Annotated in this window: 11 protein-coding genes; 6 read left to right on the forward strand and 5 right to left on the reverse strand. The window is 66.6% G+C overall.

All coding sequences use genetic code 11. From position 1 onward, the window contains the following. The first annotated feature begins 384 nt into the window (after nt 1-384). From CLV49_RS13585 to CLV49_RS13600, 4 genes are all read left to right on the forward strand, one after another. Complete coding sequence (locus tag CLV49_RS13585) at nt 385-1,884, forward strand: DNA cytosine methyltransferase (protein ID WP_208019778.1); 1,500 nt, start codon at nt 385-387, stop codon at nt 1,882-1,884. A gap of 38 nt (nt 1,885-1,922) precedes the next feature. Beyond that, the gene (locus CLV49_RS13590; protein WP_106564017.1) at nt 1,923-3,803 is read left to right on the forward strand and encodes a DUF262 domain-containing protein; all 1,881 of its coding nucleotides are present in this window, start codon (nt 1,923-1,925) and stop codon (nt 3,801-3,803) included. 246 nt (nt 3,804-4,049) lie between these two features. Next, entirely contained in the window at nt 4,050-6,611 is a 2,562-nt protein-coding gene (locus CLV49_RS13595) for a Z1 domain-containing protein (RefSeq protein WP_243696568.1), read from the forward strand. A 10-nt stretch (nt 6,612-6,621) separates the two neighbouring features. Next, nucleotides 6,622-7,677, forward strand: a complete 1,056-nt coding sequence (locus CLV49_RS13600) for a PD-(D/E)XK motif protein (protein WP_106564018.1) — start codon at nt 6,622-6,624, stop codon at nt 7,675-7,677. Nucleotides 7,678-7,946: 269 nt separating this feature from the next. Here CLV49_RS13600 and CLV49_RS13605 read toward each other — a convergent pair whose 3' ends face one another. After that, on the reverse strand, nt 7,947-8,966 hold the full coding sequence (locus tag CLV49_RS13605; RefSeq protein ID WP_106564019.1) for an ATP-binding cassette domain-containing protein: 1,020 nt from the start codon (nt 8,964-8,966) through the stop codon (nt 7,947-7,949). Between the two features lie 322 nt (nt 8,967-9,288). On the opposite strand from CLV49_RS13605, the gene CLV49_RS13610 reads away from it, so the two are divergent. After that, nucleotides 9,289-9,633 (forward strand): hypothetical protein, encoded by a 345-nt coding sequence (locus CLV49_RS13610; protein ID WP_127054266.1) that lies wholly within the window; start codon nt 9,289-9,291, stop codon nt 9,631-9,633. 31 nt (nt 9,634-9,664) lie between these two features. Here the strand turns inward: CLV49_RS13610 and CLV49_RS13615 are convergent, their stop codons facing one another. Genes CLV49_RS13615 through CLV49_RS13625 form a run of 3 tightly spaced genes read right to left on the reverse strand, consistent with a single transcriptional unit; the run spans nt 9,665 to nt 13,247 of the window. Beyond that, entirely contained in the window at nt 9,665-11,239 is a 1,575-nt protein-coding gene (locus tag CLV49_RS13615; protein ID WP_243696567.1) for a multicopper oxidase family protein, read from the reverse strand. Next, nucleotides 11,236-12,885 carry a SulP family inorganic anion transporter gene (locus CLV49_RS13620; RefSeq protein WP_106564021.1) on the reverse strand — a complete coding sequence of 550 codons (1,650 nt, stop codon included), beginning with the start codon at nt 12,883-12,885 and terminating at the stop codon, nt 11,236-11,238. The genes CLV49_RS13615 and CLV49_RS13620 overlap by 4 nt, the downstream gene beginning before the upstream one ends. After that, complete coding sequence (locus tag CLV49_RS13625) at nt 12,882-13,247, reverse strand: ArsR/SmtB family transcription factor (protein WP_106564022.1); 366 nt, start codon at nt 13,245-13,247, stop codon at nt 12,882-12,884. Before CLV49_RS13625 ends, CLV49_RS13620 begins: the two co-directional genes overlap by 4 nt. Nucleotides 13,248-13,395: 148 nt before the next feature. On the opposite strand from CLV49_RS13625, the gene CLV49_RS13630 reads away from it, so the two are divergent. Beyond that, on the forward strand, nt 13,396-14,616 hold the full coding sequence (locus CLV49_RS13630) for an MFS transporter (protein ID WP_106564023.1): 1,221 nt from the start codon (nt 13,396-13,398) through the stop codon (nt 14,614-14,616). A 1-nt stretch (nt 14,617) separates the two neighbouring features. Here CLV49_RS13630 and CLV49_RS13635 read toward each other — a convergent pair whose 3' ends face one another. Next, entirely contained in the window at nt 14,618-15,514 is an 897-nt protein-coding gene (locus CLV49_RS13635) for a helix-turn-helix transcriptional regulator (RefSeq protein WP_106564024.1), read from the reverse strand. Nucleotides 15,515-15,534: the final 20 nt, after the last annotated feature.

The following is a 15,534-nucleotide window of genomic DNA, read 5'->3' on the forward strand; positions in this document are numbered from 1 at the left end:
ACGAGCGCAAGCCGCCGTACACTTCGACGGCTACTACCGGCACGGCTACCCCGAGCACCTCACCATGCCGCCACCAATCTGAACGCCTGGAGCACGAGTTCCGAAGGAGAAGCGCACAGGCCCGGGAGACTGCGACGCTTCTCCGGGAGGCGGCTGGCTCGCATTGTGTTTCTGGGCGTCCGGCGACGGTTGCGGCGAGCATGGTGGAGCAATTGCAGGATCGTTACGCATTGGTCACCGTATGATCCCATCCCAGTCGTCGGTTGTCGGCTGGAGCCGGGCTTACGTAGGGGACGCGACGTCACGAGAGCAGGCTCGACGGCGCGTGGCAGCCGTAATGTCGGCCCGTCCTTCTATTGTTGTAATGAACTCACGCTGACTAGCGTGAAGCATGCCTCGCTGCTTTGCGGTTTGAAGCCACTTGGCTGGACGCAGAACCAAGTTGGACCTAGGAATCTGAAGGAGAAAACCCCCATAATGGCAGGTCAGCCTCTCAATTTCCGATTCGTCGACCTATTCGCGGGACTTGGTGGTTTTCATGTAGCCCTCCGGGGGCTCGGCGGCGAGGGCGTATTCGCCGCGGAATGGGAGTCGGGGCTAAACGCTCTCTACGCGACTAACTTCGGTATTTCACCGTGGTCCGACGTGAACGAACTCGACACGGACGGGGCGATCGCCGAGCACGTTCCCGACCATGAAGTTCTCACCGCGGGTTTCCCCTGCCAGCCGTTCTCCAAGTCAGGTAAGCAGCAGGGGTTCGAGCACACTCTGCAAGGTCATTTGTTCTTCAAGGTGCACGACATTCTGCGCGTGAAGAGGCCCGGCCGTTTCATTCTGGAGAACGTCCCGAACATCCTCAGCCACGACGGCGGTGAGACCAAGGCGACCATCATCAAGATGCTCGATGATCTTGGTTACGAAGTGGACATCCGGCGGTTGTCGCCACATCAGTTCGGCATCCCGCAGGTGCGCGAGCGGGCTTACTTTGTCGGCGCGCTCATCTCCGAGGGCGGGCTAGTCGGGTTCAAATGGCCAGAGGAGAGCAAGGAAGAGACCACCATCGCCACCGCCCTTGACCCCGAGGCGCCACCCGTTCGCGACGTGCCCCAGAGGACGGAAGACGCGATCGACATGTGGCGGGACTTCCTGCGTCGTGCGCCGAAGGACATCAAGCTCCCATCCTTTCCAATCTGGTCGATGGAGTTCCGCGCGAGTTACCCCTACGAGGGATTGACTCCGCCGAGGGCGTGGTCCGAGCGCCGCCCGGAGAAGCTCGATGAGTTCACGGGATCATTCGGCTCGCCGCTCGACGGACTGAGTATTGCTGACCAGAAGCTGCTGATTCCAAGCCACTCCCGGCGTGACGGGGACATTGAGTTCCCTGCTTGGAAGCGTGCCTTCATTCGGCAGAACCGCGCACTCTACTGCGACAACCGCAAATGGATCGACCCGTGGCTTGATGAGTGGCGGCCATGGGAGTTCCCGTCCAGCTTCCAGAAGTTTGAATGGAACGCGCAGGGTGGCGTGCGGGACATCGACGAGTACGTCATACAGGTCCGAGCCTCGGGGGTCCGTGTGAAGCGGCCCACGACCGCGCCGGCTTTGATCGCGATGACACAGACACAAGTGCCGATTCTAGGAGCGAGGATCTCCGGCACCGGCGCCCGGCGCTACATGACCCCCGCAGAGTGCGCGAAGTTGCAGAGCCTCGGTGGGATCACCCTGCCTGCGCGTGACGTAGCTGCGTACAAGGCGCTCGGTAACGCCGTCAATGCGAAGGTAGTCCGCAAAATCGCAGAGCCCCTCCTCGAGGCGTTGGCCTCAAGTGAGACGCCGTCTGACATCACAAGTCCAAGAATCATGGAAGCTCGGGGTGCTGCCTAGCGGCAGTTCCAGACAACATCGAGAAGAAAGCGCCACTAATGAGTCTTAATGTCGTAGAGGCCGCAGAGGAGAGCCCGCGCCCGCAGGCGCAGGATCGCATCGCGGAAGCGCTTTCGGAACTGTCGGACGTGACTGACACCCCCGAGGGAGTGCCGGCTTGCGCCAGTTTCTCACCTACCGACGTGGACTTCGAATCTGATGCCTGGATATCGCGGCTGACCGACGTGCAAGGCTGGCTGCACTTTGATGACGATCTTTCAGATGCCGATCTCACGGCGTTCGCCCTCAGCCTCGCAGCGAACCTCAGCTTTGCCCCGGCAGCCCAAGGGATTGAGGAGACCGGCGGGGCCATTCGGTTGACTACCGAGGCCCTAGAGCGCCTCGCTGCGCGAGCCGAGGCAGCTAGCCGGCTCAAGGACGAGTTCATAGCAGAGCTCAACTCCGACGGTGGTACCCAATCGTCCGCGACGGCTTCGTGGGCGGATCGCTGGGAAGCTGAAGGGGGTGACGAGGAAGCTATCTCCCCGGAGCCCGTTACGGCTAAGGCTGACGTGTGGCACATCTTTCAGCTGACGAAGAAAAAGCTGAACCTCACACCTTCGTACCAGCGAGGGGACGTGTGGCGCACGGGGGATCGACAGAAGCTGATCGAGTCAATTCTTCGTGGCATTCCCCTGCCCTCGATCATCTTGCTTCGGAAAGGCGGCGCTGCCCCCGACGACGTCGTGGACGGCAAGCAGCGCCTGACCGCGATTCTGCGTTATGTGGGCAAGCACCCTGAAGCGCTAGTGAGGGTGGCTGAGGCCGACAAGGCGAAGCCTGAGGCTGGGTTTCGCGAAAAGTTCGAGAACGACTACCCCAAGTTCCGCTTGGCTTGGAAGACGTATATGGGCGAACCGCTCACTGCAAAACTCGAAGATGACTACTACTTCCCGTTCCGGCTGCGCAACGACAAGAACGGTGTCCTAGTCGGTAAAGACCTAGAGCCTCTACGTGGTAAGTACTACACCCAGATCAAGGGACACACCATCCACGTCGCCGACCAGGAAGTGACGGTCGAGGAACTCTTCGAAGGCGCCCCTGATTACAAGGTGCCCGTCATCGAATACACGAAGGCGAGTCAGCGGCAGATCCACGAGGTCTTCAACTTGTACAACAAACAAGGCATGCACCTGAACGCCGAGGAAATTCGCAACGCAGTATTCCACGATGTCGAGCTCACGCGCGCGATCCTCGTTGCGGCTGGAGACGCAAGTAATCGAGCCAACATCGCAGACATCGCCCCGTCGCTCCTCGACGTTGCCGGGGCGAGCGAACTCGGCAAAACGCTGGCCGACTACGGATTTGGCGAGGCTCGCTACCGCCGAACGAAGGTTCTCGGATGGATCATCGCGGTGCTTGTCAATGACTCGGGAGGAAAGCTGCTCCCCTCTACGTCACGCCACACCGACGACCTCCTCAAGCGGGTGCAGGACGACGGCTCACATGCACTGCGCACCTCCTCTCGTCTCTCCGACCTATTCAGACTCGTAGTTACGGCTGCCAGCCTTCACGCGGCTTATGACGAGCTCTGGCCGGACAAGTTTCGTGGCGACGGGAAGAGCAGTCGGTGGCAAGATTTGCAGCTAGTCGGGTCGCTTGTTGGCGTCGCGATCGCCGCCGTCGACGCGCCGGAAGATATCGAGGAGCGTCTTGAGGCCAACGCCGCGACGATCCGCCAAGCGGCGCTGAACGAGTGGACGCGTCCCGAGAAGACCCAGACCCGCACGCAGTGGGACTTCATCGCTCGCATCGCAGCCGGCATTGTCGAGAAGCTCGGGCTCGACATCGAGTCAGCCTCCGAAGCGATCCGAACCAGGTTCGGCTCATCCGGCGTTGAGTCATTGCTGGCCTCGCGTATACCAACGAAGGGTGCGTGATCGATCATCGTGGAACGGGTGCACTTCGATGCGCCGTCTGACGCAGACGAGACATGGTGGAGCCGGTACGCTCGCGAACTCGGGCAGATGACCTCGACCGCCCGAGGAGTGCTCCAGACCGATTGCCGCTACATCATCGAGAGAGGGATGCTCGGTGCGGGGCCGCCGAATGCCGCAACGTGGCCCGAGAGCCGGACACGTACGGGGCTGGTCATGGGCTCAGTGCAGTCAGGCAAGACAGCCTCAATGTTCGGCGTGACCGCGCTGGCGCTCGACCGAGGCATCGACATCGTGGTGCTCCTCGCGGGGACACGCCTGTCGCTGTGGCGCCAGACCTACGAGCGCATGGTTGAGCAACTCGATGCGGGGGAGGACGGGGTCGCGAAAGTGCGGCGGCGGCTGCTCTGTCCAACTCCGGACGTCGTGCTGTCTGGGGTGCCAACGACATTGGACAGCACGTATCGGCTCCCTTCCGCGCAGGTGAGACGCAAGCTGTCGCAGAGACAGCCGCTGATCGTCGTTGCAATGAAGCAGACCGATCATCTCTACGCGCTCGGGCGCGAATTGCGTCAGAGCGTGTTTAGCGAGGTCGCGCGACTCGATCGTGCCGTGCACATGCTCGTCCTTGATGATGAAGCGGATGACGGCTCTGTGCTCGATGCCGTCGTCGAGCAATCTCGGGGCCCCCTTTCGCCTACCCTCAAACAAGTTCCCCGCGCGATCGCCGATCTATGGGAACCGCGATCGAGTGGAGCGCCGGACAACCTTTTCGCTACCTATGTCGGGTACACCGCAACCCCGCAGGCGAACCTGCTGCAAGAGGACCACAATCCACTCGCTCCACGGGACTTCGTGATCTCGCTTCGGACGCCGCTCGATGTCGGCCAGCCCGCAGACCCCAGCAACCTGGATGCCCTGCGCTCGTCGACATTCCCAGAACCGAACGGAATTGACAGCTACTACACGGGCGGCGAGGTCTACTACGACCGCGGCACTGGCGCCGGCCTCTGCCGCGAGCTATCGGGACAAGCCGACAACGATCTCGCAGATTCCATCCGCGCCTTCCTTGTTGCCGGTGCGATCAGGTTGCACTGGGCCTCGGCAACTGACCCCACCGTGATGGGACCACGCTCGATCAGGGGCGTGGACTTCCTCCTGCGAGACGATGTGAGAGCGGCTTCGCCGCCCACCCACTCGATGCTGCTCCACCCCTCCGCAGACATTGGCGCTCACTTCGCAGCCGCGGAGGACGTACTCGTTTGGGCTGGCGTGCCAGACCGCTCCACGGCACGCAACCTGATCGAATCTGGCAATGCGCTCCTCCCGCACAGCCTCGTCGCGAAGATGCGCGGTGAGGAGCCCCTCTGGGAGGCATGGATCGACCACTACCGGTCATCATCAAGCGCGATCGCTACCGAGTTCAACGTGATGAACCCTCGACCCATCCCCGACTGGCCGACCGTGCTCCACATCCTGGAGACCGAGGTCATTCCGGGCACGCGCGTGTCCGTAGTGAACAGCGACCCCGGCGCGGAAGACCGGCCCGAGTACAAGCCGGTCTTCGACGAGACCACTCGGCGTTGGCGCGCGGCCACGGACCTCTCGACGATCTTCGTCTCCGGCAATGTAATGGCGCGCGGGCTAACACTGGAGGGGATGACGACGGCACTCTTCCGACGCAACTCGGCTAACCCTGTGGCCGACACCCAGATGCAGATGCAGCGATGGTTCGGCTACCGCGGAGAATACATCGAGCTCTGCCGCATGTTCGCCACCCGACAGCAGATCGACTTGTTCGGCGCCTATCACGATGTCGACGAGGCGCTCCGTGAAGGCATCGCGGCGAAGATGGCTGGCGCCGCGCCTTCTCCGGCGGTCCTGCATGGCATGGGTTTTCTGGCCACCGGAAAGATCGCCAGTATCGGCCGCGTGCCACTGTGTCCGAGCGCAAAACCGTTCGTCACGATCATCAACGACGGACAGCAGCCCGACCCGAATGCTCAGCTTGTCGCTGAGGTTTTCTCCGGCCCCTCCTCCGACGTGACGGTGGGGCGCACCGTGCGCGGACGTGCGCTCGACCGCACACTGTCGTTGTCAGAGGCTGCCGACCTGCTCGGCATTCTCTCGTTTGACTCGTATGCCCCTGGCGACGAAAGCCGCCTGGCAGAGCTGTGGCAGCAAGTCCAGGCCCGCGTGGACGCAACCCTGCCGCTTCCCGCGGGAACACAGTTCTATCAAGCCCCAAGCCCCGTCGACGGGACACCCTCGGAGCCCCGCTTCGAGTGCCCGTATGCTATCGCCGCATACCTCCGCTTGTGGGAAGCGTGCCTCACCCGTGCCGTTAGAGGCCTTTTCGTCACGGGAGTCCCGTCCGGCCGATGGGCGATGGCCGACCTGCGCGCCAAGGTGCTGCATCAGCCCCGATTCTCCGTCGGTATCCGATACGGCGACGGAGACAGGATCACCGGCGGACCCCTCGCCGGTCTCGGCTTTGATATCCGGGCCACCCAGAAAGGCCTGAACGCTCAGGGGAACCTTGACACGACCTGGGGCACGAATGACCCGAACGCGGGCCCCCTCGACTACCGCGGCGACGAGTTCTTCGACTACTACCATCGCGGCGAAGCCCTCCCTGCCACGGCTGGGACGACCTCCTGGCGCCCGCAAGGGGCGCACGGGCAGATCCTCTTCTACATCAACAAACGGCCGGGGCAACCGCATCCTGTAGTTGCTGTCGGAGTGTGCATCCCCGCTGGCGGCCCGGAGCAGTTCGCCGCGACGCGAGCCGGCTCGCTGATCGCAGCGTGAGGAAAATCCGATGACCAATTACGAAGACGCTCGGCAGCGGATCGAACGCATTCCGGTCTCCGCGGAAGCCGGGTCGCGGAACGTCGAATGGATCACTCCCGCCGAAGTCATCGGCGTGGCTCGTGACACCGAGGGCAAGGTGGAACTCCTCCTGCGTGGGGACGAGCTCGTGCCGGTCTCCAGAACCGTGAAGGATGCATCCGAACATCGACCTATTTACAAGGACGACGGGACGACGTTCGAAGCCACGCGCCTCGTCTTCCCCGCACTCACACACTTCGATCAGGTAGCGGCGTTCATCTGCGTCGAGCTCCTGCGAAACGGAGCAGATAGCGATCTCCCGCGCGCATTCTCCCTCACCGAACCGATCATCGAACTCGCCATCAAGAACCTCACGATGTCAAACCAGGCGTTCCTCGGACTTGCAGGCGAGTTGCTCCTCTTGGAGGCACTATGCCGCCGAGCCGACGACTCTCGCGTCATAGAGATCATCGCCGGTTGGCGCGGCTGGCAGCGATCCTCACGCGACATCGTCCTTGGCGGCACGGGGATTGAGGTCAAGACCACGACAGGCAACGCTTCATCACACTTCGTTGAGGGCGTACATCAGGTCGAACGCGACGAGGAAGGCGACGAGCACCGGCTGCTCCTACTAAGCATCGGTCTCCAGCGAGCCGAGAGCGACGCCAGCAACAGCTTCACAGTCCCCAGCCTCGTCGAGCGCATCACCATGCGTATGGCCGATACCGGAGCATCGCCTCAGGTCATCGAGCGTTTCGTCGCCCACGTTGCCGAGTATGGCGCGATCTCGTGGATCGGTTACGACCACACCACGCAAGCAGCCGATCCGACTTACTCGATCCCGTTTCTTACGACCTTCTTCCGCGCCTACGACATGGATGACGCCGCCATCGGTGTCCTACGTCGTCACGACGTTGCCGCGTTTCGGCACGTCGCCGACGATTCGGTGAGATTTCGGGTGAACCTCTCCACCAATGGGCCGATCAGCGCCGGGAACCCCGTCGAAGGGGCAAATCAGGTAGCCCAGATGATACTTGGGCTCTGACACGCATGCCTGCGACGAGATACCAGCGCCCCTCTATGTGCTCCGAAGGTGCCCCTTCCCGAGTTCTCCTCACCCCCACAGGTGGCCTTGGTCGCGCCGCTACGGCGTGGGATCTCGGGCTCGCCGAATACCTGGCATTGCCGAGACTGCGGGCCGATGTGCTGGTAGCCGGTGACGAGCGCGTCGCATCGGCCGCTTCCGAGATGGTCGAGCTCGATGGCACCTGACGGCGCGCGTCCGAAGATGAAAGATGGCGCGATACCTCACCCTCAAGACCCGGACGGACCGCGGTCAACACTCCACGCCTCCCACAGCCGCGCGTACGCCCCGTCGGCCGCGACGAGCTCGGCGTGGGTGCCGCGCTCGACGATGCGGCCGCGGTCCATCAGCACGATCCAGTCGGCTGTCGCGGCCTGGGTGAGGCGGTGCGCCACGACGAGGGCGGTGCGGCCCCGGGTCGCCGCCTCCGCTGCGCCTTCCAGGCGGCCGGCGTCGCTGGAGCCTGCCTCGGCGGTCGCCTCGTCGAGTATGACGATCGTGGGGTCGGCCAGCAGCACGCGCGCGAGGGCGATCTGTTGGGCTTCGGCGGGTGTCAGAGCCGCCGCCGCCGCGCCGACGGGTTCGTCGAGCCCGCCCGGCAGGCGCGCGATGAGGCCCTGCGCACCCACCCGGGCCAGCGCATCGAGGAGAGTGGCATCGTCGGTGCCTGGACGGACGAGCGTGAGGTTGTCGCGCAGCGTGCCGTCGAACACGTGCACCTCCTGCGTCGCGAGCATGACGGAGCCGGCCGCCTCGACGCGTCCCCTCTCGGCGGTGTGCACTCCCGCCACCAGGGCGGCGAGGGTGCTCTTGCCCGCGCCCGAGGCGCCGACGATCGCGACGCGCTCGCCGGGGACCAGCGTGAGATCGATGCCGGTGAGCACGGGATGGCCGGCGACGTAGGAGTGATCCACCCGCGAGATGCGCACTCCGCCGGAGGCGAGCGGGTCGGGGGACGATGTCTCGCCGTCGGACGAGAGGGCAGACTCGTGCGTCTCACCAGCCGTGAGCACCCCCACGATCCGCCCGAGCGACGCGAGAGCCGACTGCATCTCGTCGACGACGAACAGCAGCTGATTGATCGGACCGAACAGCCGGAGGAACAGCAGCATCGCGGCCGTCGTGCCTCCGATCGTGCCGTGTCCGCCGGCCACGAGGACGAATCCCACGACGAGGAGCCCGCCCACCCCCAGGAACTCGGCGATGTTCAACCGACCGACGAAGACGTTCTGGATCGTTCGAGCGCGCATGCTCCACCGCGCGACCGCTGGTATGGCGCCAGCGCGACGCCGTGATGTCGGAGGTGTTCGTCAGGCTGTGGTCTCAGGAAGCCACGTAAGGAGACGACATGGAGTGGTTGGCAACCTTGGGAGCTGCGGCGATTCCGGGCTTGATCGCGCTTGCGGGAGCCGCGCTGCAGCAGGCGGTTCCCGAGAACTGAGGCAAGCCCGACAACTGTCGGCTGAGCTCGTGGGGATGGAGGCGGACTCGCCAGCGGCGCGTCTGGTCGCGGCCGCTCGAGACGACTTGGTCACCGCTTCCGTCATCAGGACCACCGTCACACCGTGGTCCGTGTCGCGGGGCATCACCTTCGCCTTGATCGGAGCCGCGCTCATGCTGGCCGTCGTCGCACTGGTACCAATGGTCTACGGGATTCTTGCTACGGCGAGCGGGGCGCCGGACGATGCGGCGACACTTCTCACGCTCGCGCTCACGGGCAGCTCTGCGGCGCTCCTCTTCATCGCACTGATCCCGGCCACCTACTCGGACAGGCGGCTCAAGGCCCTGAGGAGAGACGTCCGCGCAGCGTGGGGACTGCCCGACGAGTTGAAGATGAACAAGTTCTCTGACAGGGTGCCGACTCCTCGCGGGCGACCGACGGAGCACGGCAGACGCCGCCGTCGGAGGAACCGGTGACCCTGGATGCCGGATCAATGCCGCCGAGGAGTTAGTCGTGGCCGGGGTGGTCCATCCCCATCCCCATCCCGTCCATCCCCATGTCGGTCCCTGCGTCGGCCCCGTCGTCGCCCCCATCCGTCGTGAGCACGTATTGCGCCATCATCCCCTGGTCCTCGTGCCACAGCAGGTGGCAGTGGTACATGTACGGCGTCGCGGGGTCGACGTAGGAGCTGAACGGGACGATCAGCTCCATGGCGTCGTCGCGGGCGAGGAAGACGGTGTCCTTCCACCCGCGGTTCTGCGCGGCGGGCTTCTCGCCGTTCACCCTGTGCACGGCGAACTGGGCTCCGTGGATGTGGAAGTTGTGGGCGCGGTCGGACGTGTTCATGATCGTCCACCGTTCGGTGGCGCCGGCGACGATCGTCGTGTCGATGCGGTCCATGTCCATGACCCGGCCGTTGATCGTCGTGTTGCCGAGCATGAACCGCCGCTCCGTCATCGCATCGGCCAGAGCGGGGAGCACGGCTGACGGCAGCGTCGTGGGAACCTCCCGCGCCGTCGTGTCCGACGGAGTGGTGATGCGCAGGATGTCGAGGGTGTTGTCCGCCCCGGACGCGGTGTCGTCGCCGCTGCTCATGCCCAGGTCGTGCGGAACGGACCGGAGCACGAGGTCCGATCCCGGCGGCAGCTGCACGAGCACCTCGGCGCGCTCGGCGGGGGAGAGGAACACCCTCTGAACGGACTGCGGAGACGGCAGCAGCCCGCCGTCGGTGCCCACGAGGAGGAGCGGCTCGCCGGTCGACAGCTCGAGGTTGTAGCAGCGGGCGGCGGAGGCGTTGAGGATGCGCAGTCGCACGAGCCCGCTGCTCGCCCGGAGGTGCGGCCGGTAGGTGCCGTTGACGATCGGGGTGTTGCCGATCCGGCCGATGGGGGACGCTGTGGGCGTTCCCGCCGATTCGCCGCCCGGACGCACCGCGATGTCCTGGATGATCAGCGGGATGTCGTCCACGCCGTACTCGGACGGCAGGTCCGGCGACTCGTCGTCGTCGTCGACGAGGAACAGCCCGGCCATGCCCCGGCCTACCTGCAGCTCGGTCTGCCCATGTGGGTGCGGGTGGTACCAGAGCGTCGCCGCCGGCTGGTCGATCTGCCACGCGGCCGTCCACGTGGCGGCGGGCGCGATGCTCTGGTGGGGAGTGCCGTCCTCCGTGGCCGGGAGGATCATGCCGTGCCAGTGCGCGGTGGTCGGCACGTCGAGCTCGTTGGTCACGTGCATCCGCACGCGCTCGCCGCGCGCGGCCCGGATCGTGGGTCCGAGGTGGACGCCGTTGAACCCCATCGTGGCGAATTGGACGCCGGGAACGAGCTCGGTCTCGCCGGCCCGCGCGGCGAGGCGGAACACGCGCTCGCCGTCGACGACCTCGGATTCGGCGAGGGGAGGGATGCGGAGCGGCGTTGTGAACGAGGTGCCGCCGCCGGACGAGCGGCCCTCGGTGAGCCAGTAGCCGCCGACGCCGATGACGGCGAGCCCGCCGGCGCCGAGGAGGAGGGTACGGCGGCTGATGCGGATCGGCGGCGGACCCTCGCGCCGCGCCGGCGGGACCGGTGCGCTGCCCGAGCTCATCCGGCGGCCGCCGCGGTTCGGCCGACGTGGGATCGGGCGTGCGCGATCGCGGGTTCGAGGTCGACGAAGAGGTGGTTCGGGTGCCGGAGAGAGTCGATGACGCCGAGCCGCTCGAGCAGCGTCCGGTGCTCGGGCCGGATGCCCTTGATGAGCACCGTGACGCCCCGACGCTCCAGAGCGGTCACGAGTTCAGTGAGGGTGTGGGCGCCGGTGGCGTCGATGAGCTGCAGGTGCGAGAGGCGCAGCACCACGACCTCGACGCCGTCGTGCGCTCCGATGCGGTCGAGGATCCGCTCGGCGGCGCCGAAGAACAGCGAGCCGTCGATGCGGAACACGGCGATCCGCTCGTCGCCGGGCTCGGGGGCGCCGGCCAACTCCTCACGGTGCACGCCGCTCGCGGTGCTGAGCGAACGCAACGCGAAGAACGCGGCCACCGCGACACCGATCCCGACGGCGACGATGAGGTCGAAGCTCACTGTGATGATCGCCGTGACCACGAAGACGACAGCATCGGACCGGGTGGATCGCATCACCTGGCCGATCACGGTCGGGGAGACCATGCGCGCCGCCGTCACCATGAGCACCCCGGAGAGCGCGGCCAGCGGGATGACGGAGACGACGTTCGCCGCGAGGTACACCACAGCGAGAAGTGCCAGCGAGTGCACGATCGCGGACACACGGGTGCGAGCGCCCGATCGCACGTTCACGGCGGTGCGGGCGATGGCGCCGGTGGCGGGCATGCCGCCGAAGAAGCCCGAGGCGATCGAGGCGAGTCCCTGGCCGACGAGCTCGCGGTCGGCGTCGACCGGTCCCGTGTCCGACATGGACGCGGCGACGCGAGCAGAGAGCAGCGACTCGATCGCGGCCAGCGCCGCGACGGCGAACGCAGGGCCGATCAGGCCGGACAGGGTCCCCAGATCGATGGAGGGGAAGGTGGGGAGAGGCAGCGAGTGAGGCAGCTCGCCGATCGTCGCGAGCGGCACGCCGAGGAGCGCGGCGCCGATCGTCACGACCACGATCGCGATGAACGACGCGGGCAGCCGGCCGCTGACCCGGCCGAGCAGCAGCATGATCACCGTGACGACGGCGACGGTCGCGAGGGGCAGGAGAGCCTCTGGCCAGTCCGCGCCCATCACGGATTCCACGGCGGCGGCCACGGCGTTGGTGCTGTGGCCCGCGCCGCTGACGCCCACGGCGGAGGGGACCTGCTGCAGGAAGATGATCACGCCGATCCCCACCGTGAAGCCCTCGATCACGGGCCAGGGGATGGTGCTCACCGTCCGACCGAGGCGGAGCGCACCCGCGGCGAGGACGATGACGCCCGCGAGGACGCTGACGATGACGACGGAGCCGACGCCGTGGCTCACCACGATCGGCGCGAGCACCACGACCATGGCGCCGGTGGGCCCGGAGACCTGCACGTCGGAGCCGCCGAACACGGCCGCGACGAGCCCCGCGATGATCGCCGTGATGAGCCCGGCCTCGGCGCCGACACCGGAGCTCACGCCGAACGCGAGGGCCAGGGGAAGGGCGACGATGCCGACGGTGATGCCGGCGACGACGTCACCACGCCAGCTGCGGCGGAGTCCTCGATAATCGTCGCGGCTCGGGAGCAGGGCACGCGGAGACCAGGAGGACGCGCTCATGGCGCGGGCGAGATCGCGGGGAGGGCCAGCGCCGAGGCGTGCTGCCGCTGCGAATCCTGCAGCAGTTCGCCGAGGAGCTGTCGCGCCACGCGGAGGAGGTCGGCGACCTGCGGGAACGCCAGTCGGTAGTAGACGACACTCGCACGCCGCTCGGAGAGCACGAGGCCGTAGCGGCGCAACACCGAGAGGTGCTGCGAGAGATGGGAGGCCTCGAGCCCGGTCTCGGAGATGAGCTCGGACACCGGCGCCTCGTCGACGCCCGCGAGGATCTCGAGAACGCGGATGCGGTACGGATGGGCGAGCCCTTTGAACAGGTTCGCCTTGATCTCGTACAGGGGTCGTTGCTCGTCGCCCAGGCTCATCGGGGCTCCCTACATCACGCGAGTGGGTCACCGAGATAGTGACTTGATGAATCCATCATACTGCTCGAATCGTGACGCCCGGACGAACGGTCGGACGTCCCGGACGCTCGGTCGGGTGCGGACCGGCCGCGCGGACGATTCTCGAAGAATGACGAACACCGCAAACCTGCCAGCGATCGAACCCGAGACGGCCGAACGACCGCCGCGCCTGCCCTACGGGGCGCTCGTGACGATGATGCTCATGAGCTTCCTGCTCGTGACGGCCGAGTTCCTGCCCAACGGAATGCTCATCGAGATGGCCGCCGACCTGGGCATCACGCCGGGCCAGGCGGGGCAGACGGTGACCGTCACGGCCTTCGTCGGCCTCATCGTCGCACCGACGGTCGGCCTCGTGTTCCCGCGGCTTGATCGCCGTCGCCTGCTCGTGTGGACGGCGGCCGCCGCCGGGGTGTCGAGCGTGCTCGTGGCGATCGCGCCGAGCCTCATCCTCATCCTGCTCGCCCGCGTGCTCCTCGGGGCGGCGATCAGCACGTTCTGGACCATGTCGATCACGGTCGCGTCCCGGCTGGCGGGGCCGGAGCGGCTCGGTCGTGCCGTGATGTTCACGACCGCGGGCATGTCGCTCGCCACGGTCGCGGGTGTTCCCCTCGGGGTGATGCTCGGCGAGCTCGTGGACTGGCGCTGGGTGTTCCTGCTCGTCGGCGTCGTCTCCGCCCTCCTCGCCCTCCCGCTCCGACTGCTGCTGCCGACCGTTCCCGCCGCGCAGACGTCGAGCCCGCGGTTCCTCGCCGAGACGCTGCGCCTGCCGGGTGTCGGGTCGGGTCTCGCGGGGCACGTGCTCGTGGTGCTCGGGCACTTCCTCGCCTACACGTACATCCGTGTGGCTCTCGAGCGGATCGAGGGGGCCGACGCGGGAACCGTCGTGCTGCTCCTCGCGCTGTTCGGAGCCGGCGGCTTCCTCGGGAACGTCGTGATCGGCGCGGTGATCGACCGCACGTTCGTCGTCTTCGGCGTGGTCGCACCGCTGACGATCGCCGTCATGTCCGCCGCGGTCATCGCGTTCCCCGGTGCCCTGCTCGGTGTCGCCGCCGCGGTGTTCGTGTGGGGCTTCTTCTTCGCCTCGTGGCTCATCATCGTGAACACGTGGGTCGGCCACCGCATGCCCGACCGCCTCGAGGCCGGCGGCGGACTTGTGGTGGTGGGATTCCAGCTCGGCATCGTGATCGCGGCCGGCTTCGGCGGGCTGATCATCGACGCCGTCGGCGTGACCCTCGACTACGCGCTCGCCGCGGTGCTCCTCGTGCTCGGCGCGGTGCTGTTCGGGCTTGCGAACCGGCGGTCGGCCGGCGACCGGAACGTGATGCGCTGAGTCAGCTCGCGATCTCGTCGCGCTGGTGCGTGCGCCAGAGCGACGGCGCCGTCCCGGTGTGGCGGCGGAACGCGCGGCTGAAGCCCTCATCGGAGCTGTAGCCGAGTTCGCGGGAGGTCTCCGACACCGAATGGCCCGCGCTGAGCATCGTCTTGGCGCGGGCCATCCGCACCTCGGTCACGAAGCTGGCGGGCGACTGCCCGAAGGCCGAGCGGAAGCGTTCGGCGAAGATCGTCCGCGACATCGCTCCCATGCTCGCGAGCGCGTCGACCGTCCACTCGTGTCCTGGCTCGTCCATCACGGCCGCCACGACGCGTTCGAGGAACGGGTCCTGCGCGCGGCGTGGCCAGCCGTGCGGAGCGCACGTGGAGTGGGCCCACGCGCGGATGACGGCGAGCAGCACCGCGGTGACCATCGTGCGGCAGATGACGGAGTCGCCGAGGCGGACCCCGTCCTGACCGTCGAGGCACGGGCCGAGCTCCGCGGCCAGAGCAGCGGCCGCCGGTTCGAGAGCGGCGAACCCGCCCACGAGAACGAGCGAGGGGAGGGGGAGGGCGGCCCGCGGCCAGTCGAGGTCCATCTCCACGGTCACGATGCGAGCGCCGGACTCCGAGTGCAGAACGGACGGCCCGTGACCGGCGCTCAGGATGGCGTCACCCGCGAGGAGCGTGCGGGAGCCGTCGAGTCGAGAGACGGTGCCGGCCTCGACGTCGAGGTCGCAGGCCAGCGTGTCCCTCGGATCGACGCTGATCTCGCCCTCGACGACGTACACGAGCGTGACGTGACCGGGAACGACCGGATGCAGCCCACCCGCGCCGAGCGTGGAGCGCCGAGCGGGCCCGGTGCGGACCACGAGCGACGACAGGACTTCCTCGAGCGCAGCGGGATCGAACGTCATGTCCGCTGCAACGGCGGCCC

It is taken from the genome of Labedella gwakjiensis (genome assembly GCF_003014675.1).
Classification (GTDB): Bacteria; Actinomycetota; Actinomycetes; order Actinomycetales; family Microbacteriaceae; genus Labedella; species Labedella gwakjiensis.